The 18,000-nt window shown below is 62.3% G+C and carries 7 protein-coding genes; 3 read left to right on the forward strand and 4 right to left on the reverse strand.

Annotated features, from left to right (window positions below; all coding sequences use genetic code 11):
• A partial coding sequence (locus HMPREF0308_RS13520; RefSeq protein ID WP_005527575.1) for an integrase core domain-containing protein occupies nucleotides 1-175 on the forward strand: 175 nt, incomplete at its 5' end.
• Nucleotides 176-741: 566 nt separating this feature from the next.
• The gene (locus HMPREF0308_RS13525; RefSeq protein WP_141276743.1) at nucleotides 742-1,116 is read left to right on the forward strand and encodes a hypothetical protein; all 375 of its coding nucleotides are present in this window, start codon (nucleotides 742-744) and stop codon (nucleotides 1,114-1,116) included.
• Between the two features lie 117 nt (nucleotides 1,117-1,233).
• Here the strand turns inward: HMPREF0308_RS13525 and HMPREF0308_RS00020 are convergent, their stop codons facing one another.
• Entirely contained in the window at nucleotides 1,234-10,314 is a 9,081-nt protein-coding gene (locus tag HMPREF0308_RS00020) for a type I polyketide synthase (protein ID WP_005527576.1), read from the reverse strand.
• A gap of 310 nt (nucleotides 10,315-10,624) precedes the next feature.
• Between HMPREF0308_RS00020 and HMPREF0308_RS00025 the strand changes: the two genes are divergently transcribed.
• Nucleotides 10,625-11,599 (forward strand): hypothetical protein, encoded by a 975-nt coding sequence (locus HMPREF0308_RS00025; protein ID WP_005527578.1) that lies wholly within the window; start codon nucleotides 10,625-10,627, stop codon nucleotides 11,597-11,599.
• Nucleotides 11,600-11,617: 18 nt separating this feature from the next.
• Here HMPREF0308_RS00025 and HMPREF0308_RS00030 read toward each other — a convergent pair whose 3' ends face one another.
• The 3 genes from HMPREF0308_RS00030 to HMPREF0308_RS00040 form a co-directional block, all read right to left on the reverse strand.
• On the reverse strand, nucleotides 11,618-13,426 hold the full coding sequence (locus HMPREF0308_RS00030; protein ID WP_080548580.1) for a long-chain-fatty-acid--CoA ligase: 1,809 nt from the start codon (nucleotides 13,424-13,426) through the stop codon (nucleotides 11,618-11,620).
• A gap of 245 nt (nucleotides 13,427-13,671) precedes the next feature.
• Nucleotides 13,672-15,405, reverse strand: a complete 1,734-nt coding sequence (locus HMPREF0308_RS00035) for a long-chain-fatty-acid--CoA ligase (protein WP_034656495.1) — start codon at nucleotides 15,403-15,405, stop codon at nucleotides 13,672-13,674.
• An 825-nt stretch (nucleotides 15,406-16,230) separates the two neighbouring features.
• Nucleotides 16,231-17,949: a long-chain-fatty-acid--CoA ligase gene (locus HMPREF0308_RS00040; protein ID WP_005527583.1), complete on the reverse strand. Its 1,719-nt coding sequence runs from the start codon at nucleotides 17,947-17,949 to the stop codon at nucleotides 16,231-16,233.
• Nucleotides 17,950-18,000 lie beyond the last annotated feature (51 nt).

Raw genomic sequence — 18,000 nt, forward strand, 5'->3', positions numbered from 1 at the left:
TGAACTAATTCATGCCCAGGGCCCGTGGACGTCGGTCGGAGAAGTCGAACTGGCCACCTTGCGGTGGGTGCATTGGTGGAACACCAAGCGGCTTCATGAAGCTTTGGACTACGCCACCCCACAGGAAATAGAAACCGAGTACTATCTCACCGAGCCCATCAACACGGGGCCGTAAAAGAAGCGGAACTAAACCCAGGACGCTTCAAAGTGACTTCAGTGATGTCGGTAATCGGGGGGTTCGCATTCTCGATGAATTGTTAGCGGACATGAGAAACTGACCAGTGGCGGACACCACGGGGGCAGGGCGTGTTCGAATGATTGACTCGTCCTGTTGGAGTATGGTAAGCGAACTTATCCCCTCTGGTTCAGAGCCCTGTTGTGACGTCGATCTAGCGCTGGGATGCTCCTCGAGTTCGAACGACGATGACGTGGTGCATCAGCCGACCGATGGGAGCCGTGTTGTTCGGTGTCGGGCGCACCTGTGGCATGAGGTCCGTGAAGCTTGGCACATGTGATTTCACGGAACGTGCCGACGGCGCGGCCGCGTGCTGTGGTTGCCTTCGATAGGCACGAGGAACCCGGTGTTGGAGTCACCATCGGCGCCGGCGGGGCCACAGACCTGACACCTCAACTTCACCCCTACTTCTTCTAGAAGACAATTGCTGCTGATTAGAGACGGAGTCAGGTCCGACCGCGCTTTTCGCTAGATGAGTCCGGTTAGACTCTTCTATCGAACATCGGATGAAGACCCCTTATTTTCCTACCCCCAATAAAAACCCCCAACCCCCTAAATCCCGTGTCCGCCACTGGTCAGTTATTCATGTCCGCCAACATGAATTGAACCGCGTAGCCTTTGACGAAACTCGTCACTTACGGAATGGTGATGATGCGGATAAATTTAATGAGGGAAACTCAAAAAATCGGCTGGCACGAGTTGTTGAAGTAGAACTTCCAGGACCAGCGAATAGTGAACTGCGTAGTTTTGTTCGTAAGGCAGTTTCGTTAGCTCATTCGATAAAACACGCACCGAACTCATCGCGCCGTGAAGCTGGCATAATCGCTGATTCCGTAATCATGCTTGTCAATATTTTTCGGCGGATGTTTGAAAGCGTGTGATGGAACATTTAATTGAAAAGAGTCGGTGAGCAAACATCGTCGCGACATAGAGCGAAACGATGCTTGGTCAAAAGTAAAGGGCCAGTTCAAGTACGAACTGGCCCTGATTGCTAGAGGCTACGCACTCGGAAACTTACCGTTGCTGCCCAGGCGCGCACCGGCGTCGAGGAGCATGGAGATTTCCGCGGCCTTGTCGGCGTCGACGAGGCCGTAGCCGTCAATCATCACCTTGGCGTCGGCGTGCGGCAGGCGGCGGCCGTCGATGATCTCAAAGAGCGGCGCGCGGCCCAGCATGCCGGCCTCGAAGCGGGCATGACCCGCGGCGAGGCGCTGCTCGGCACGCTCGCGCCAAGCAGCTGCAGCGTCAGTGCCGCGCTGCTTGGCGACGGCCTTCTCAAACACGCCCGGGTGCGCGTACACGATGAGTGCGCCGACGTGTCCGAAGCCGAGCGAGGTGAGCGCCGCGGCTTTCACGCTGCGGCCCGAGGCTGCCAGATCCAGCGGCGAACGCAGCCACACGAGGTTCTTCGCCTTCGGTGCGATGAGGGGATCGACACAGTCCAGCGAGACGTTGGCGGGGATGCGCCCGGTGCGGAAGACGTCGATGATACCGCCGGTCTGGAAGAGCGCGGCACCCGCCTTGGAGTGGCCGGTGAGCGTCTTTTGCGAGATGACGAACATCGGCTGATCCGCGTCGCGGCCGATAGCTGGCCACAGGATGGAGTGCAGCTCGGACTCGTTCGGGTCGTTGGCGTTGGTGGAGGTGTCGTGCTTAGACAGGACCGAGACGTCGTTTGGCGTCAGACCCAACCCGCGCAGCGAGCGTGCTAGACGAGAGTTCTCGCGACCACGACCGGCGCCCAGGGCGCCGAGGCCCGGAGCTGGAATGGAGGTGTGGGCGCCGTCGCCGTAGGAAGCGGCGTGGGCGACCACGGCGAGCACCGGAAGGCCCAGCTCTTGCGCGAGACTACCGCGCACAAGCAGGACGGTGCCGCCACCCTCGCCCTCGAGGAAGCCGCCGCGGCGGCGGTCGTTGGCGCGGGAGATGAAGCGCTCGTCGATGCCCTTCGCAGTCATCGCTGCGGTCTGCGCGGTGGCGTTCATGTCGCCAAAGCCCTGCAGCGACTCGACCTGAACGTCGTCGATGCCACCGGCGACCACGACGTCTGCCTTGCCCAGTGCAATCTTGTCGACGCCCTCCTCGATGGACACCGCGGCCGTGGCGCAGGCGCCGATGGGGTGGATCATCGAGCCGTATCCGCCGACCAAGGACTGCATGGTGTGAGCCGCGATGATGTTCGGCAGTGCTTCCTGCAGGATGTCGGATGGGCGCTCCTCGCCGAGGAAGCGGGAGACGAAGACCTTGTGCAGGGACTCCATGCCGCCGATGCCGGTGCCCTGCGTGGTGGCAACCTGGCCTGGGTGGATGGACTGCAGCAGCTCAGCAGGGGAGAAGCCGGCCTGGATGAAGGCGTCGACGGCCGTGACCAGGTTCCAGACCGCCATGCGGTCGAGTGCGTCGAGCATGTGGTCCGGGATGCCCCAGCGGGCGGCGTCGAAGTTGTCTGGCATCTGCGCGGCCACGGTGCGGGTGAGCGTGGCCTTGCGCGGTACCTTTGCGGTGGCGCCCTTGCGGCGGGTGACCTCCCATTCGCCGTCAGCCTCGCGGATGCTGGTGAACTCTGGGTCGGCCCCGGCGATGTCGCGGGCGGTGGCCTCGGAATCGACGGTGAAGGTGATGTCGCGGTCCAAGAACACTGTGGTCAGGTCGATGGAGCCGCGGTCAACCAGGTGGTACTTATCGGTGAGCTCGCGGATGCCGGCGCGGGCCACGACCTCGTCGTGGAAACGCTCGTAGATGTCCTCTTCCGCAATCTGTTCGTCAGTCTCACCGATGAACCAGCCCGGCGTGGGCTCCTCGTGCCATGCGATGAGGCCGGTCATCCACGCGAGCTCGATGACACCGGCGGCGGTCAACTCGGCGGAGCCGTCGCGCTGCAGACCGTACTCGGCCTCGAAGCGGGTGCGGCCGGAACCCCAGGAGCTTACCTCGCCGATACCGGCGATAACCACCATGTCGTCGAGATCGGTGGTGATGTCGCCAAGTTCCTCAGCCAGCTGCGGCTGCACCGGGCGCACCGGGGAAGGCAGTGCCTTGATGCGGGCGGTGGTGTCCTTGGCGGCACTTTCTGTAGCGGACTGTGCAGCAGGCTTCTCGACCTCTAGAGAAGTCAGCGAGAATCCTTCGAGACCGCCGGTGAGGTCTGCCTCGATCGGGCGTTCGGTGGCGCGGGCGCGGGACTCGGCGGAAGCTAGGTCTAGCAACTCAGAGGAGATTTCCTCCGGCGACCACACGTGGATGCCGGCCTTCTGCGCGGCTGGAACGAGGACATCGTTGCCGCCCATGAGGTGAGTGCCTGCGACCCAGCCGATCTTGGCTTGCGCAAGGGTGACGCCGGCAGGCCAACCAGCCTCGACGTTCCACTTGGCCAGGATGGCGTCGAGCGCGGCTTTGACTTCGCCATAAGCACCGTCGCCGCCGAAGGTGCCGCGGTTGGGCGAGCCCGGCAGGACCACGTGGCACCGGGTGGGACTCGGGGCCTTAACCGCGAGGTCAGAGAGACCGCCGATGAGGCGCTCGACCGACCACAGCAGCAGGCGAGCCTGGGTCTCCGTGGAGGAGCCGGCGTCTGCAAGCGAGCCGGAAACAGACGGTGCCGCGAATGGGAATGCCAAGGTTGGGGTGAGCGCTGGCTTGAGAATCTTCACCTCGTTGCCCACGGATTCGCGCTGCTCGGAGCCGATCCACTCCACCAGGGAGTCCACGTCGCGGAAGCTGGTGAGGTTGGCCGGAACCAACCACAGGGCAGATCCCTGACGGCCGTGCTCGGCGTAGAGGCGGCGGGCGAATTCCTTACGGGACTGGGTCACTCGCGATGCCGTCATGATGACGGTTGCACCGTCTGCGAGGAGGCGCTCGACAAGTGCGGTGGCGATGGAACCAGGAGCGGCACCGGTGACGAGGGCGACGTCACCGGCGTAAGCGCCGTGTGCGGTGGACTCGGCGGCTGCGGCTATCTGCTCGAAGTGGGCATTCTCGACGGCGGTGTTGCCCGAGCGTGCCCACCAACGGGCCTGTTCAGCCACGGTGGCGCCGGCGCCCTGGAAAGCGGCAGGCTGCGCGCGCTCGTCGTCGGCCGCGATCTCGCCAAGTGCTACGCGGGCGAGGCGCTCGCGGGCGGTGGCCCAGGCGTCGTCGAAAAGCACGGCGTGTGCCGCGTCGAAAGAAGGGGTGACGGACTTGAGCCAGCCGGAACCGAGCTCGGCTTCGACGGTCTCGATGACCTCGGTGTCTGGGGCGGTGGCCTCGGCAGGCTCGGCGACGTGGCCGAGCTGGGTGAGGACCTGGCGGGCCACGGTGGCGAGCACGCCGTTCTCACCGGTCACGGTCTCGGCGTAGGCCTCGAGGGCAGCGGAATCCACGACCCCGCCGGAGGCTCCACCTGCGGCAGCGCCCTTGGAGACACTGGCGCCGTGCGCATTGGCGACGCCTTGGACGGCGGCGTCGATAAGCTCGTGCGCCGCGGACTTGCTGGTGGCGCTGGACGGAACCGTGTTCAGGCTGCCGCCGCGGACAGAATCCTCGTCGCGGGAGCCGAGCAGGATTTCAGCCTCGACGTGGGCGACCCAAGACTCGGGCAGGCCCCAGGTGCCGGTGACGTACTCGGCCACCGCGGTGGGCTTGAGGCCCGCAGCGCCGAGCAGCTGGCGCAGGCGTGCGGTGACGGCTTCGCCAAGGACGCTGCCGAAAGGCGCGTAGCCAGGGGCGGCGGCGTTGACCTTTTCGCGCAGCGAGGCGACGTCGGCGTCTGCGGCGCCGTCGATTGCAGGCACGCCGATCTCAGCGGACATGTCCATCAGGAGCTGGTTGCGGCGCGAGGAAACGCCGTTGGTGAGCTCCTCGATGTTTTCGGAGTCGTTGATCTGGTCGATGCGGATCTTGTTCTGGAACGCGAAGAGCACCATGATGGCCTCGGCCGCGCGGAAGGTGAGCTCAGGGGCGGCACCTGCGGAAGGCGCAGCCGGGGCAGGAACTGCGGGAGCGGACTCGGCCGGGGCTGGCGCGGATTCAGCGGCTGGGGTGGCTGGAGCAGCTGGGACCGACGCGGCCTCGACAGCCGGTTCCTCTGTCTCGGGGGCGGTCTCGGGCTCTGGTGCTGCCTGGACGTCCTGGAGCATGACCTGGTCTTGGTCGCGCTCGACGTTGAATACGGGCAGGTCGCGGCCTGCCACGGCCAGGGAGCGCTTGGCCAAGTTGGTCAGGGTTGGGGAGGCGGCAAGGCCGACCTCGATTAATTGATCGACCTCGTCGAAGAGCAGTTCCTGGGTCTCAATCCAGCGCACCGGGGAGGCGAACTGCCAGGACAGCAGCTCGATGAGAAGCAGGCGGGCGAGTGCCTGCGGCCCAAGCGAGGAGGCGTCGAGGCCGTCGAGCTTGCCAGAAGGAGCCATCGGGGCCACGGTGTCGACGAATTCTTGGGTCAGCTCGAACGGCACTGCCACGAGGTTCGGCACGTAGCGGCCGACCAGCGCGTCGAGGTCAAGCTCAGCCGGGAGGAGCTCGTCGAGCTTCTCCGCAAACGCGGCCACGCCATCGCGCAGCACGCGGGAGTGGAACGGGACATCGATGCCCGGAACCATCACGGCTGCGCGTTCCTTGACAGCGTTGGCGCGGCGGACCAGCTCGCGCAGGCCGGCCTTGGTGCCAGCCACGGAGTACTGCTGACCGCGGATGTTGTAGTTGACGATTTCTAGGAACTCGCCGGTTTCTTCTGCAATGGAGGCGACGTAGGCGTCCACCTCATCGCCGCTCACACCGATCATGTTCGGACGCAGCGCGGCCATGGCGTACTCGGAGTTGCCCTCCGCGTCGCGTGGAACGAGGCTGCCCATCGCGGAGCCGCGGGAGTAGACGATGTCGATGACCGCTTCAAGGTCAAAGATGTTAGCCAGCGAGGCCAGCGCTGTGTACTCGCCGAGGGAGTGGCCGGCGTACATCGAGTTGGAGCCGATGGCGTTGTTCTCACGCAGGCGCTCGGTCTGTGCGTACGCCACGACTGCCAGGGCGACCTGGGTGAATTGGGTCAGGTGCAAAACACCCTGTGGGTGCACGAAGGTCTGCTCGCCGACGCGCAGGGAAGTGGGGTTGTCATCGATGACGTGTCGGATGCTAAAGCCCAGTGCTTCGCGGGTGTGCTGGTCGGCGCGGCGCCAGACCTCGCGTGCGGCTGGGGAAGCGTCGCGGTCGCCCTTGCCCATGCCCTCGGTCTGGATGCCCTGGCCTGGGTAGACATAAGCGGTGCGCGGCTGCGCAAGCAGTGCCTGGCCACGGGAAACGACCTCGCCGCCTATGCGGCACGTGACTTCGAGGGCCACGTGGATACCCTTGCGGCCCACGCGCTCGACGACGATGTCAATGAAATCGTGCAACTGAACCATGCCGTACATGGAGTAGGTCCAGCCCACGACCTGGCCGTGCCGCGCGGCCAGGTGTTGCGCAGTGGCCGAGAGCCACATGCCGTGGACCAGCGGTGCCTGGAGGTTCACCAGCTGTGCGGCGTTGTAGGAGGTGTGAATGGGGTTGTAGTCGCCGGAGACCAGCGCGAATGGGGTCATGTCGTGCGGCGCGGTGACGGTCCCACGATCCACGAAGGAGCGTGGCGTGGACTCGACCTTGGAGGCAGACTTGCCGCCGCCCCACTCAGGCGCAGGCTTCGGCATCGCGGTGCCGGTGGCGCGGCCGCGGATGGCAAAGCGCTGCATCTGGGTTGCGACGATCTCTTCGGTGCTGTGGTCTTTGAGCTCTAGCTCTACGGTGACGATGCGCCCGGAGACGGACTCGTCGATGGCGGTGCACTTGGAGGTGACGTCGATGCGGCGGCCGTCGGCGAGAGTCGCAAGCGGAACGCGGACGTCCACGACGTGGTCCAAGTGCACAGCATTGAGCAGGCCCTCGATGACGGGGTAGCCGTCCTCCAAAAGGCCCGAACCTAGCGCGGTGTAGATGGCCGGCCAGCAGGGGCCGACGAGGACGTCCGGGGTGCCCACGGTGGCGTCCTCGCTGGCAGGAAGCGCGGCACCGGTGACTGCGGTGTGCGCCTCCAGCAAGGAGGCCGGCAGGTGGAAGGAGTAGTGGGCCACACCATAAGGTGCGTCCTCGCTGATTGAACCTTCTTCAATGCGCGGCATCTGCGTGATCTCGTCGCCCTGCTCAGACGTGGAACCCACGCCGGCCAGGCCCTCGAGCAGGGTGAAGACGGAGGCCGGGAGGCGCTCCTCCGAGACCACCGGGGAGCCGCCGGTAGCAACTCCCTCGGGAAGGTCGACGGGAACGGTGACCTCGCGGACGTAGAACGGGCGCTGGTCCTCCGGCAGGTGGTCCCAATAAGAATCGGCGGTGATGACGATCTCCCAGTTGCCGTCCGCGTCTTGGCGCAGGCTGTAGGCGTTATCGTCCATCTCATAGGCCGGGTTGGCCATGAGGTGGCCATGCCAGACCAAGGTCGGTGCGGCCTTGATGAAGGCGGCCTCGTCCTGTGCGGCCTGCAGGCGAGAGAATACCTGCTGCGGGGTCTGGCCCGCGGCCAGCAGGGAGTCCGTGGTGGCCTGTTCGAAGCGGGCAAGCAGCTCGGCTACCGGCTCGTTCTTCTTGGTGATGCCAGCGACGGCCACTGGGCCCGGGATGATGCGCACCTGGTCCGCGGTGTAGCGCTCGTCCTGTGCCTGCCACAGGGTGTCTTTGCCGAACCAGACCTTGAGGTCGCCATCGATGGCGGGCACCCACGGCATCGGCTTGACGTGCTTGTAGTGCAGGGAAATCCACCATGCGGCGTCGCGCGGGGACACGCTTGTCGACGTCGCCTCCGGGTAGGCCGCCAGCAAACGCGCCGCCGCGGCCGGAGCGTCGTGGACCTCGTCGATGGAGTTAAAGAGGGTATCGATCTCGCCGTGGTCGGCGCTGTTGAGACGCGCCTCGATGCGGTGAAGGAGGTCGAAGAAGCGGTCATCCCACGTGGGGTCCACGAACGGGTGAGCCAGTTCGACGAAGCGCTCGAGCCATTCCGCGTAGGTCATTTTCTCGACGTCGCCGAAGTAAGGCTTCGACGTCTTGTTCAGCGCGGTGATGATTTCTTCGCGGTGGGCGGGGTAGTCCTCGATGCTCAAAGAAGTGATGAGACGGGAGGCAGCCGCAAAAGAGTTGTCCAGGTCGTGGATGTCTGCCAACAAGTGCGACTGGGAGGAGGCCACGCCGTTGGTACCGGCACCGCGGCCGACCCAACCATCATTTTCGGTTGGTGAAATACCGGAGGTTTTCACCAACAGGTCCTTGACGGAGTCGGTGGCCTTAGCCTCCTTGGTGGCCATGGCGACGGTGCCGATGAACACGGCGTCGACAGGCATGGCGTGCAGGTTATAAGCCTGTGACCACTCGCCGGTGAGGTAGTCCGCCGCGCGCTCCGGGGAGTAGATGCCGCCTCCGACGGCGAGGACGACGTTGCGGTGCGCGCGGACCTCGGCGTAGGTTTCGAGCAGCATGTCATCGAGGTTGACCCACGAGTGGTGACCGCCTGCGTGGCCGTCCTCGACCTGCATGATGATCTGGTCATCCGGGTAGGCGGCAGCGATCTTGAGAACGTCGCGAATCTGCTTCGCAGTGCCCGGCTTGAAAGAGATGTAAGGGAAGCCATCGGCATGAAGCTGGGCGAGGAGCTCGCCGGCCTCGTCTACCTCCGGGATACCCGCGGAGATGCACACGCCGTTGAAGGAAGCACCAGCGGCGCGAGCCTTCGGCACGATGCGAGCCTGGCCGAACTGCAGGTTCCACAGGTAGCGGTCGAAGAACATGGTGTTGAACTGCGCAGTGCGGCCTGGCTCCAGGTGCTTTTCCATCACAGCGAGGTGAGCACGGAAGACCTCGTCGGAGTACATGCCGCCGCCGGCCATCTCGGTCCAGTGCCCGGCGTTGGCTGCTGCGGCCACGATCTCGCCATCAGCTGAGGTCGGCGTCATGCCACCCAGCATGATGGGGGACAGGCCGGTGAGATCAGAGAAGCGGGTCTGGGTAAACGCGCGGCCGCCCGGCAGCTCGACAACGCGCGGCGCGAATTCGGAGTAGTCCACGGACGTGGGGAGGGAATTTCCGGGGATTGCTAGAGCATCGAGATCCTGCGGGCTGCCCGCAGACACCACGACGATGCCACTGCCTTCGACGACGCGCTTAGTGATGTTGGCCAGCGAGCGATCCAGCACGATGAAGTGACGAGACTTCAGCTTAGCCAGGACCTGCGGCCAGTTGTGCTCGTTGACCAGGATAGATTCTGCCTGCTCGCGAGCGTTTTCAGCGTCGAGGCCACAGGCGGTGGCCAGTTCGACGGTGCGCTCGGCAGCGGGCGCGAGAATGGCGTTGTGGAAAGGAAGAGCCACGGGCAGCTCGGTGTATTGCGGCTCAAGGGGGTCGCCGCCGATGGTGCGCTCTTCGAGGGAATCGTTGAAGGCCTGTACTGCGGAGTCGAGCGCTGTGCGGGTTGCAGCGAGATCCTCCGGGGAGCCGGAGAGCGCAAAATGCTGGCGGGCGTTGACCACGGCGATTACCGTGGTGCCGCGCAGGTTCTCCGTGATGAATTCACGGGAAAGGTCACGGATGGAAACCATCTGGGAACGGGTATCGGAACCGCCTCCGGCGTTGGCGGCGGTGCCCATCAGCAGGGCGAGGGCGAGGGCTTCCGCAGGCTTGTCGACGGCCATTTCGCCCAAGGATCCCTGGGAGTGTCCGGCGGTCTCGTTGATGATGACTCCGAGGTTGCGCAGCTGTTCGATGGTGGCGATTTGGCTGAGCACGATGCCGGGGATGGATACGGCCGGGGAGGCGTCGAGCGCGGCGGCAGTGGCAGCGGCAGTCACAGTAGCAGCATCCCCTTCGAGCAGTTGCTCGAGGCGCTCGATGGCGCCTGGGCAGCTCGAGGCGATGGCTCGTGCGGCAGGGCCGGTGATGCGGCGGGCCTCGGCGAGCACCTCCCGCAGGTTCTGTGCGGTGGCGGGGGCCTGCGCGGCGTCGTTAAGCGTGGCCTGCCAATTGGAGCCTTGTCCTGCGAAAATGACGGCTGGATTAGGCATGGAATGCAATGGAGTCAAAGACATTTTCCCTCTTAAAGTCTGGTGACGTTTGAAATGCACTTAGTTAGTGTGAAGCAACTAAAAGTGATTACGCCACCGTAACCTACTTTGGCGTAGGTATGTGTCTGACGCGTCTTAATGTGAGGTTTTTCTCACGTTTGAGCGGGGTGACGATCGTGTGACGCTGCCCTTAGGAACTCGTGCTGCGTATGTCCGGAGGCTTTTGTATGCTGGCCTCACCGCAGCTATTTTGCGTCAGCGCTCTTCGGGGGAAGGGGAAGCTGTAAGTAGGTGCGGCACGCGTAATCAAACGTATAAAACTCTCGGGGGAATAATGACTCACGCAACTGTTGCGCGGATTCCGCGCATTTCTCAGCGACGCCTACTCAAAGCCATCCAACGTCTGGGTGGGAGAATTGAAACTTCTAAAGACGGGGAGAAATCACTTCGCATCCCTGGCGGTCTATTGAGATTCGACCTAGAGATCCAGCGTGGCGCACTCACGCCATTGGGTTATTGGGGCGGGGATGCGTTTCACGATCCAGACCAAGCGCCCCTAGTCATGCGCATCAATGACCTAAATGGGGGAGAGGTGCCGGGCGTGGTTAGCGCGTTTCAATGCGGTAACTCGCCGAACCATTCGCATGTTCTGGTCTGTGGCCCGCCGCTCCTTGCGGAATATGCCACGGATGCTCAGTTGGATCTGCTTATCGCGGGCTATGCCAAAAAGATGGTGCGAGCTTTTCATGCTTTGGATAGGAAGTTCTCTGGGAGCACGGTGCCGCTGCCGCGCGGCACGGGGTTGCGGATGGCGCGGCGGAAGAAGGAGAGCACACGCTATGGCGTTGCGGAGGTGTCCTTGCAGCGCATCGCTGACTTAGCGCAAACGATGAGTTTTGGTGCGACGTCGGTTTCGGTTACCGGCTCGGTGGCGCAGGGGTACGTGCTGATTGTTGTTGACGGGCTTCAGATCCGGGTGGGGCATGCCCGTGATGGAAGCGGGGACGTGGAGTTGATGACCTATGCGCCTGCTGCGCACTGTGCTTGTTATTGGCCCAACGTTTTGCAATGGGCAATCGACGTAAACGAAGCCCAGAGTGAGGTCTCGGCGCGGATTATCTCAGCGCCCGATGATTCGAATCTGGTGTTCAACGGCTACGCCCTGATTCCTACGGACTGCGGATATACAAACGAACAGCTGGCGTACCAAGTAGATGGTTTGGTACGCCAGCTGGTGGGCTTGGCGGAGGACTTCTATGATGCGTTCAATCCCACTCGTGCGCTGTTTATGCCTGATGGCTGCGGCTAATAGAGAGTTGCTGACAGCCTAGTCTGGGAGAGGTGCCTTGGCATCTGCCGGGCTGGCTGCGGCATGTGCGTCGGCGTTGGTGTCGGTGGCGGAGTCGCCGTGGTGGTCCGGGCGGAGTTGGTCGGGCTCTTCCAGAAGCGCCATGAGATCAGCCTGTACCTCTCGGCGGCGGATCTTGCCCAGTTGATCGGAGGCCAAGTGCTCGAAGTGGTAGAAGGTGCGCGGGACCTTGTAGCGGGTGAGACGCTCGCGGCAGAAGTCCTTCAGGCCTTCCGGATCGAGCGCCGCGCCTTCGCGCAGGATGACACAAGCCACGACGTCCTCGGAGCCGTCGTGTCGTGGGCGTCCCACAACCGCGACATTGACCACGTCGGGGTGCTGATTGATGATCGCCTCGACTTCTGCCGGGTAGACGTTGAAGCCGCCGGTGATGATCATTTCCTTGATGCGGGAGACCAAGCGGATGAAGCCTTCCTCGTCCATGACGGCCATGTCGCCAGTGCGGAACCAACCGTTGTGGAAGGTGGCGGCGGTGGCTTCTTCGTTGTGGAGGTAGCCCGGGAAGACCTGCGGGCCGCGGACGAGAAGCTCGCCTTCGACGCCGTCCGGCTGAGTCTCGTCGAGGTTATCTGGATTCGCGATGCGGACCTCAGTGTCTGGGAAGGGGAGTCCGATGTGGCCGGCACGGCGGGCGTCGGTCAGCGGATTGCAGGTGACGACCGGCGAGGCTTCGGTAAGACCGTAGCCTTCAACTAACGTGCCGCCCGTATCAGTCTCCCACTCGGAGACAGTGTGTACGGGCAGGGTGGCAGCGCCCGAGATGGCGTAGCGGATGCCGTTGACCTCGACGCCTTCTTCCTTGGCGGCAGCGAGCACCTTTTCGTAAATAGTGGGTACGGCTGGGAACCAAGTGGGGGTGTGCTTCTTCAAGATGTCCATGATGAGCGGGAGCTGCGGTGAAGGAAGGAGGATGATTTCCGCACCAGCCAGGATTCCTAAGGTGATGGACATGGTGAAGCCATAAGAGTGGAACATGGGCAGCACAGCCATGAAGCGCTCGTGGCCGCGGCCGAGGTCTGGGGCCCAGGCATCGACCTGCAAGGCGTTGGCGGCGAGGTTGCCGTGAGAGAGCTGGGCGCCCTTGGGCTTGCCGGTAGTTCCTGAGGTGTAGAGGATGAGCGCGATGTCATCCTTCGATATCTCGGGGAACTGCATGCGGCGGCCGTCGCCACCGATGGCCGTGCTGATAAAGGTGGACCACGGGACGGTGTTTGGAGCGTCGGCGGACAAGGCCTCGCGCTTGGCCTTCAGCGGTGGGAGCGGGAGTTTAAGCGCGAGGCGCTGGAGGGGTGGCATCTCGTCGATCATGTTCACAGAGATGACCGTCTCGAGGTTGGTGACGTCACGCAGCTTTTCGAGCGTGCAGGCGGCTTTGTCCCAGGCGATGGTTACGCGGGCGCCATGGTCTTGGAACAGGGACTCGAGCTCGTGGGCGGTGTACAGCGGGTTGTGTTCCACGACTGTCGCACCGAGGCGGGTAATGGCGTAGAAGGCGATGAGGTGCTGCGGGCAGTTGGGTAGAAGGATGGCGACGTTGTCGCCTGGGCGGATGCCGAAGGCCTTGAGACTGGCGGCGGCGGCGCGAACCTGGGCGTCGAGATCCGCGTAGGTCATTGTCTTGCCGAAGAAGTAGGTCGCAGGGTTTGCGGCATTGACCGCGAGGTTGTTGGTGTAGATATCAACCAACGTGGTGTCGCCATAGTCGATGGAATGAGGGGTCCACTCGGCGTAGTGCTGAAGCCAAGCGGCGTTGTCAAAAGCTCCCATGATCATGCCTTTCAGTTTCTGAGGCTAAGTATTAGTTGCAACACAGTGTAGTTGCTAATGTGAGTTAACTAACGTGTTAAGTCTTGAAAAACTTGCTAATATTGGTGAGTTTCTGGGGGGAAGTCACTATAAGGTGCGAATTCGCCTTGTTTTAGCTAGAAAAAGCCCCGTTCGCAAAAGGTGCAAACGGGGAATTAACTGAAATTTTCGCCCAAAAAGCGAATCGACGTTAGTGTGTGGATGCTTTAGTTCTTCGCCTTATTCTTTTCGAGAAGGGCGATGAGGTCTGCCTGGACTTCGCGGCGGCGAATTTTGCCCAGCTGATCGGAGGCGAGGTGCTCGAAGTGGTAGAAGGTGCGCGGCACCTTGTAGCGAGTGAGGTTCTTGCGGGCGAAGTCCTTCATTCCCTCGGGGTCAAGCGCGGCGCCTTCGCGCAGAATGACACAGGCGACGACGTCCTCGGAACCGTCCGCGCGCGGCAGGCCAACGACGGCGACGTTTTCCACGTCTGGGTGCGTGGCGATGACTTCTTCAACCTCGCCTGGGTAGACGTTGAAGCCGCCGGTGATGATCATTTCCTTGATGCGGGAGACGATCTTGATAAAGCCGTCTGATTCCATGACAGCCATATCGCCAGTTCGGAACCAGCCGTCGTGGAAAGTGTTCTCCGTAGCTTCGGGGTTTTTGAAGTAGCCCTTGAACACCTGCGGGCCGCGGGCTAGCAACTCGCCAGCCTCGCCGTCGGGCATGGTTTCGTCAAGATTTTCTGGGTTGGCGATGCGGATTTCGGTGTCCGGGAACGGAATGCCGATGTAGCCTGGGCGTCGGTTATTGTTCATCGGGTTACCTGTGAGGACCGGCGAGGTCTCGGTGAGGCCGTAGCCCTCAACCAGCAGACCGCCAGTGAGCGACTCCCACTTCTCCACGGTTTCTGGGGGAAGCGCCGCAGCACCTGACAGGGAGTTGTGGATGCCGGTGATGTCTGCGCCCTTTTCCTCTGCTGTCTCGATGATCTTGGAGTACAAAGTAGGAACACCAGGCAACCAGGTTGGGCGGTGCTTTTTCATGATGTCCATGATGAGCGGGATCTTGGGGGCAGGAGTAAGTACCAACTCGCCGCCTACATACACGCCGAGGGCTGCGAGGAGAGTCAGGCCGTAGATGTGGAACATGGGCAAGGCGGCGAGCATGCGCTCGGGCTTAGCACCGAAGTTAGGAACCCAGGCCACGCCTTGCTTGACGTTGGCGCACACATTCGCGTGGGTAATCTCAGCGCCCTTTGGTTTACCGGTGGTACCGGAGGTGTACAAGATGATCGCGGTGTCGTCGGGTTTGACCGTAGCGTCCTCGAGCTTGTGGCCGTTGCCGCCAATGGCGGTGCCGGTGAGCACGTTCCATGGAACCGTATTCGGGGCAGCGGCAGTGAGCTGATCGCGCTTTTCCGTAATCGGCGGAATTGGGATGCGCAACAGGAGTTGCTGGCGGCGCGGCATTGCTTCGGTCATGTTGACGGAGACGATGGTCTCCAGCGGGGTGGTCTCACGCAGCTGCTCGAAGGTCGGTGTCACCTTGTCCCACACGATGGCTACGCGGGCAGCGTGGTCTTGGAACAGTCCCTCCAGCTCGTGTGCGGTGTAGAGCGGATTGTGCTCGACCACAGTCGCACCTAACTTGAGCACCGCGTAGAACGCCGCGATGTGCTGCGGACAGTTGGGCAGTGCCATGGCCACGCGGTCGCCCGGGCGGATACCGAAGGCCTTGAGGCCGGCGGCAGCGGCACGCACTTGGGCGTCGAGCTCGTGGTAGTTCTGCTGCCTACCAAAGAACCAGGTGGCTGGCCTATTGCCGCGCTTTTCCAAGTTCTCATTGTAGATATCAAGCAGCGTGAGTTCACCGTACTCGAGGGAGTGGTCGGTCCACTCGGCGTAGCTGGCAAGCCAGGCCTTGGTTTCGAATGCAGACTGTTGGGGATCCGACATGAGAGGTCTCCTTTGGGTGGCAAACAGTTTTGTTTCGGACAGTATAACCATTTTGTGAACTAAACACTTCTGCCTGCCAAACTTTTGCGATGGGGTAGTTGCCGTCTCTCCTTGGCTCACCGTGTTTGTGGGCCGCTAGAATTCACATTTGTACTCATGGTTCTTGCAGGAACCGAGACGGGGAAGCGGTGAGTGTTCCGTGGTTGCTTTACTTTTCACGGCTGCGGGAATTTACGGTCTCGTTGTAGTGGCGGGCGCGGTTGGTGCTGATTCCGTGGGGTTTGTTGTCACGGTAACGCTCATAGGGTTTGGCTTTGCGCTGTTCGTCGGTGGCTCACTGGAGCGCTATCTTCCGGCCTCGGTGTGGCGCCGTTTTTCTCTTTCACGTGCTGCCAGCCGACGTTGGGGCGTGGATTGCTTCAACGCCTTTCTCTGGCGAATCGGTTGGAACAAGCACATAGTAGCAATGCGAAAGCGCGATTTGGGTAGTTACCGCCGACGGCTGGCTGGCAGCGGTAGTCCTCCTAATGATCGGGATAATTGGCCATGGTTACCCGGTCCTATTGCAGATCCGTGTTATGACGCGGTTGAGGGATTAGTCGTTTCAGGCTGTTACTGCTCTTTTTGGTCCCGTGCAAAAGCTCCCTTTCAAATGGTTGTATGTCGAGTAGAAGCTCGTCAGAAAACGGCCAAAAGCTCCTTTTACCCAGTGATGGGGGCTGAGCAAAAGGAGCTTTTGGAAGGGGCCGGGAATTGGGTCAGGAAATCGTCCTGGTCGGGGCCGGGAAGTGCGGCCGAAGGCCCGGCCGGAGGAGGCGGCAGCGGCTACTTGCCGGCCTTCTCCTTTTCCAAGCGCTCGAGCAGATCGGCCTGGACTTCGCGGCGGCGGATCTTGCCCATCTGGTCCTTGGCCAGTTCCTCGAAGTGGTAGAAGGTACGCGGGACCTTGTAGCGGGTCAGACGCTCGCGGCAGAATTCCTTCAAGCCTTCAGGGTCGAGCGCCACGCCGTCGGCCAGGTCGATGCAGGCCACGACGTCCTCGGAACCGTCGGAGCGCGGGCGGCCGACCACGGCGACGTCGTCAATGGCAGGGTGCTTACGCAGTACTTCCTCAACTTCACCTGGGTAGACGTTGAAGCCGCCGGTGATAATGATTTCCTTGATGCGGGAGACCAGGCGGATGAAGCCGTCTTCTTCCATGATGCCCATGTCACCGGTGCGGAACCAGCCGTTGTGGAAGGCGGCTTCGGTGGCCTTCGGGTTGTTGAGGTAGCCCTTGAACACCTGGTGGCCGCGTGCGAGGACCTCGCCCTCGACGCCGTCCGGCTGGGTCTCATCCAGGTTGTCCGGGTTCGCAATGCGCACCTCGGTGTCCGGGAATGGGATTCCCACGTAGCCCGGGCGGCGGTCTGTGCTCATCGGGTTACCCACGATGATGGGGGAGCACTCGGTTAGGCCGTAGCCCTCAACCAGCAAGCCGCCGGTGTATTGCTCCCACTTCTCTACGGTGTCCACCGGCAAGGTCGAGGCGCCGGAGAATGCCGCACGCACGCCCTTGATGTCGATGTTCTGTTCCTCAGCAGACTCGACGATGCGCTCGTAGAGGGTTGGCACACCTGGAACCCACGTCGGAGTGTGCTTCTTCATCAAGTCCATGATGAGCGCAATGTCCGGCTTTGGAATGATGACCAGCTCGCCGCCGATAAGTGGTTGCAGGACCACGTTCATAACCAGGCCATAAGCGTGGAAGAAAGGCAGCGCGCAAAGCATGCGCTCCGGCTTGTCGCCCAGGCCAGGTACCCAGTGCTTGCCCTGCAGAATGACGGCGAAGAAGTTGCCGTGCGAAAGCTGCGCGCCCTTCGGCTGCCCGGTAGTGCCGGAGGTGTACATGATGACGGCAATGGTGTCCTTGGTGATGTCCGCCGGAGGCTCGACGTCGCGCCCGTCGCCGCCGATGGCATTGCCCACCAGGCTGTCCCAGGTGACGGTGTTTTTGGCATGCGCCGATAGCTGCCCGCGCTTGGACTTCAAGAAAGGCAGGTACTTGAGGGCGAGCTTCTGGGCGGTAGGCATCGCATCAATCATGTTGACGGAGATGACCGTCTCCAGATTGGTGGTGCCGCGCAGCTTCTCCAGGGTAGAAGCCGTCTTGTCCCAGGCAATAGCGATGCGGGCGCCGTGATCCTTGAACAGACCTTCCAGCTCGTGCGCAGTGTAGAGCGGGTTGTGGAGGACCGCGATGGCGCCCAGCTTCAAGATGGCGTAAAAAGCAACTACGTACTGCGGGCAGTTCGGCGCCACGATGGCCACCTTGTCACCCGGGCGCACGCCGAATGCGCGCAGACCGGCGGCGGCGCGACGGACCTGCTTGTCCATCTCCGCGAAGGTCTGGGTCTTGCCAAAGAAGTAAGTCGCTGGCTTGTCAGGGTTGATTGCCAGGTTGTTGTCGTAAATATCGAGGAGAGTGGTATCTCCGTAGTCAAGGTTATGCGGGGTCCATTCTGGGTAGAACTGGAGCCATTCCTTGGTGTCGAATGCCGACATGGGGTTCAGCACCTTTCGGTTGCGTAAGTTTTAGCATGGGCCAGTATAGCC

It is taken from the genome of Corynebacterium striatum ATCC 6940, assembly GCF_000159135.1.
GTDB classification, from domain to species: Bacteria; Actinomycetota; Actinomycetes; order Mycobacteriales; family Mycobacteriaceae; genus Corynebacterium; species Corynebacterium striatum.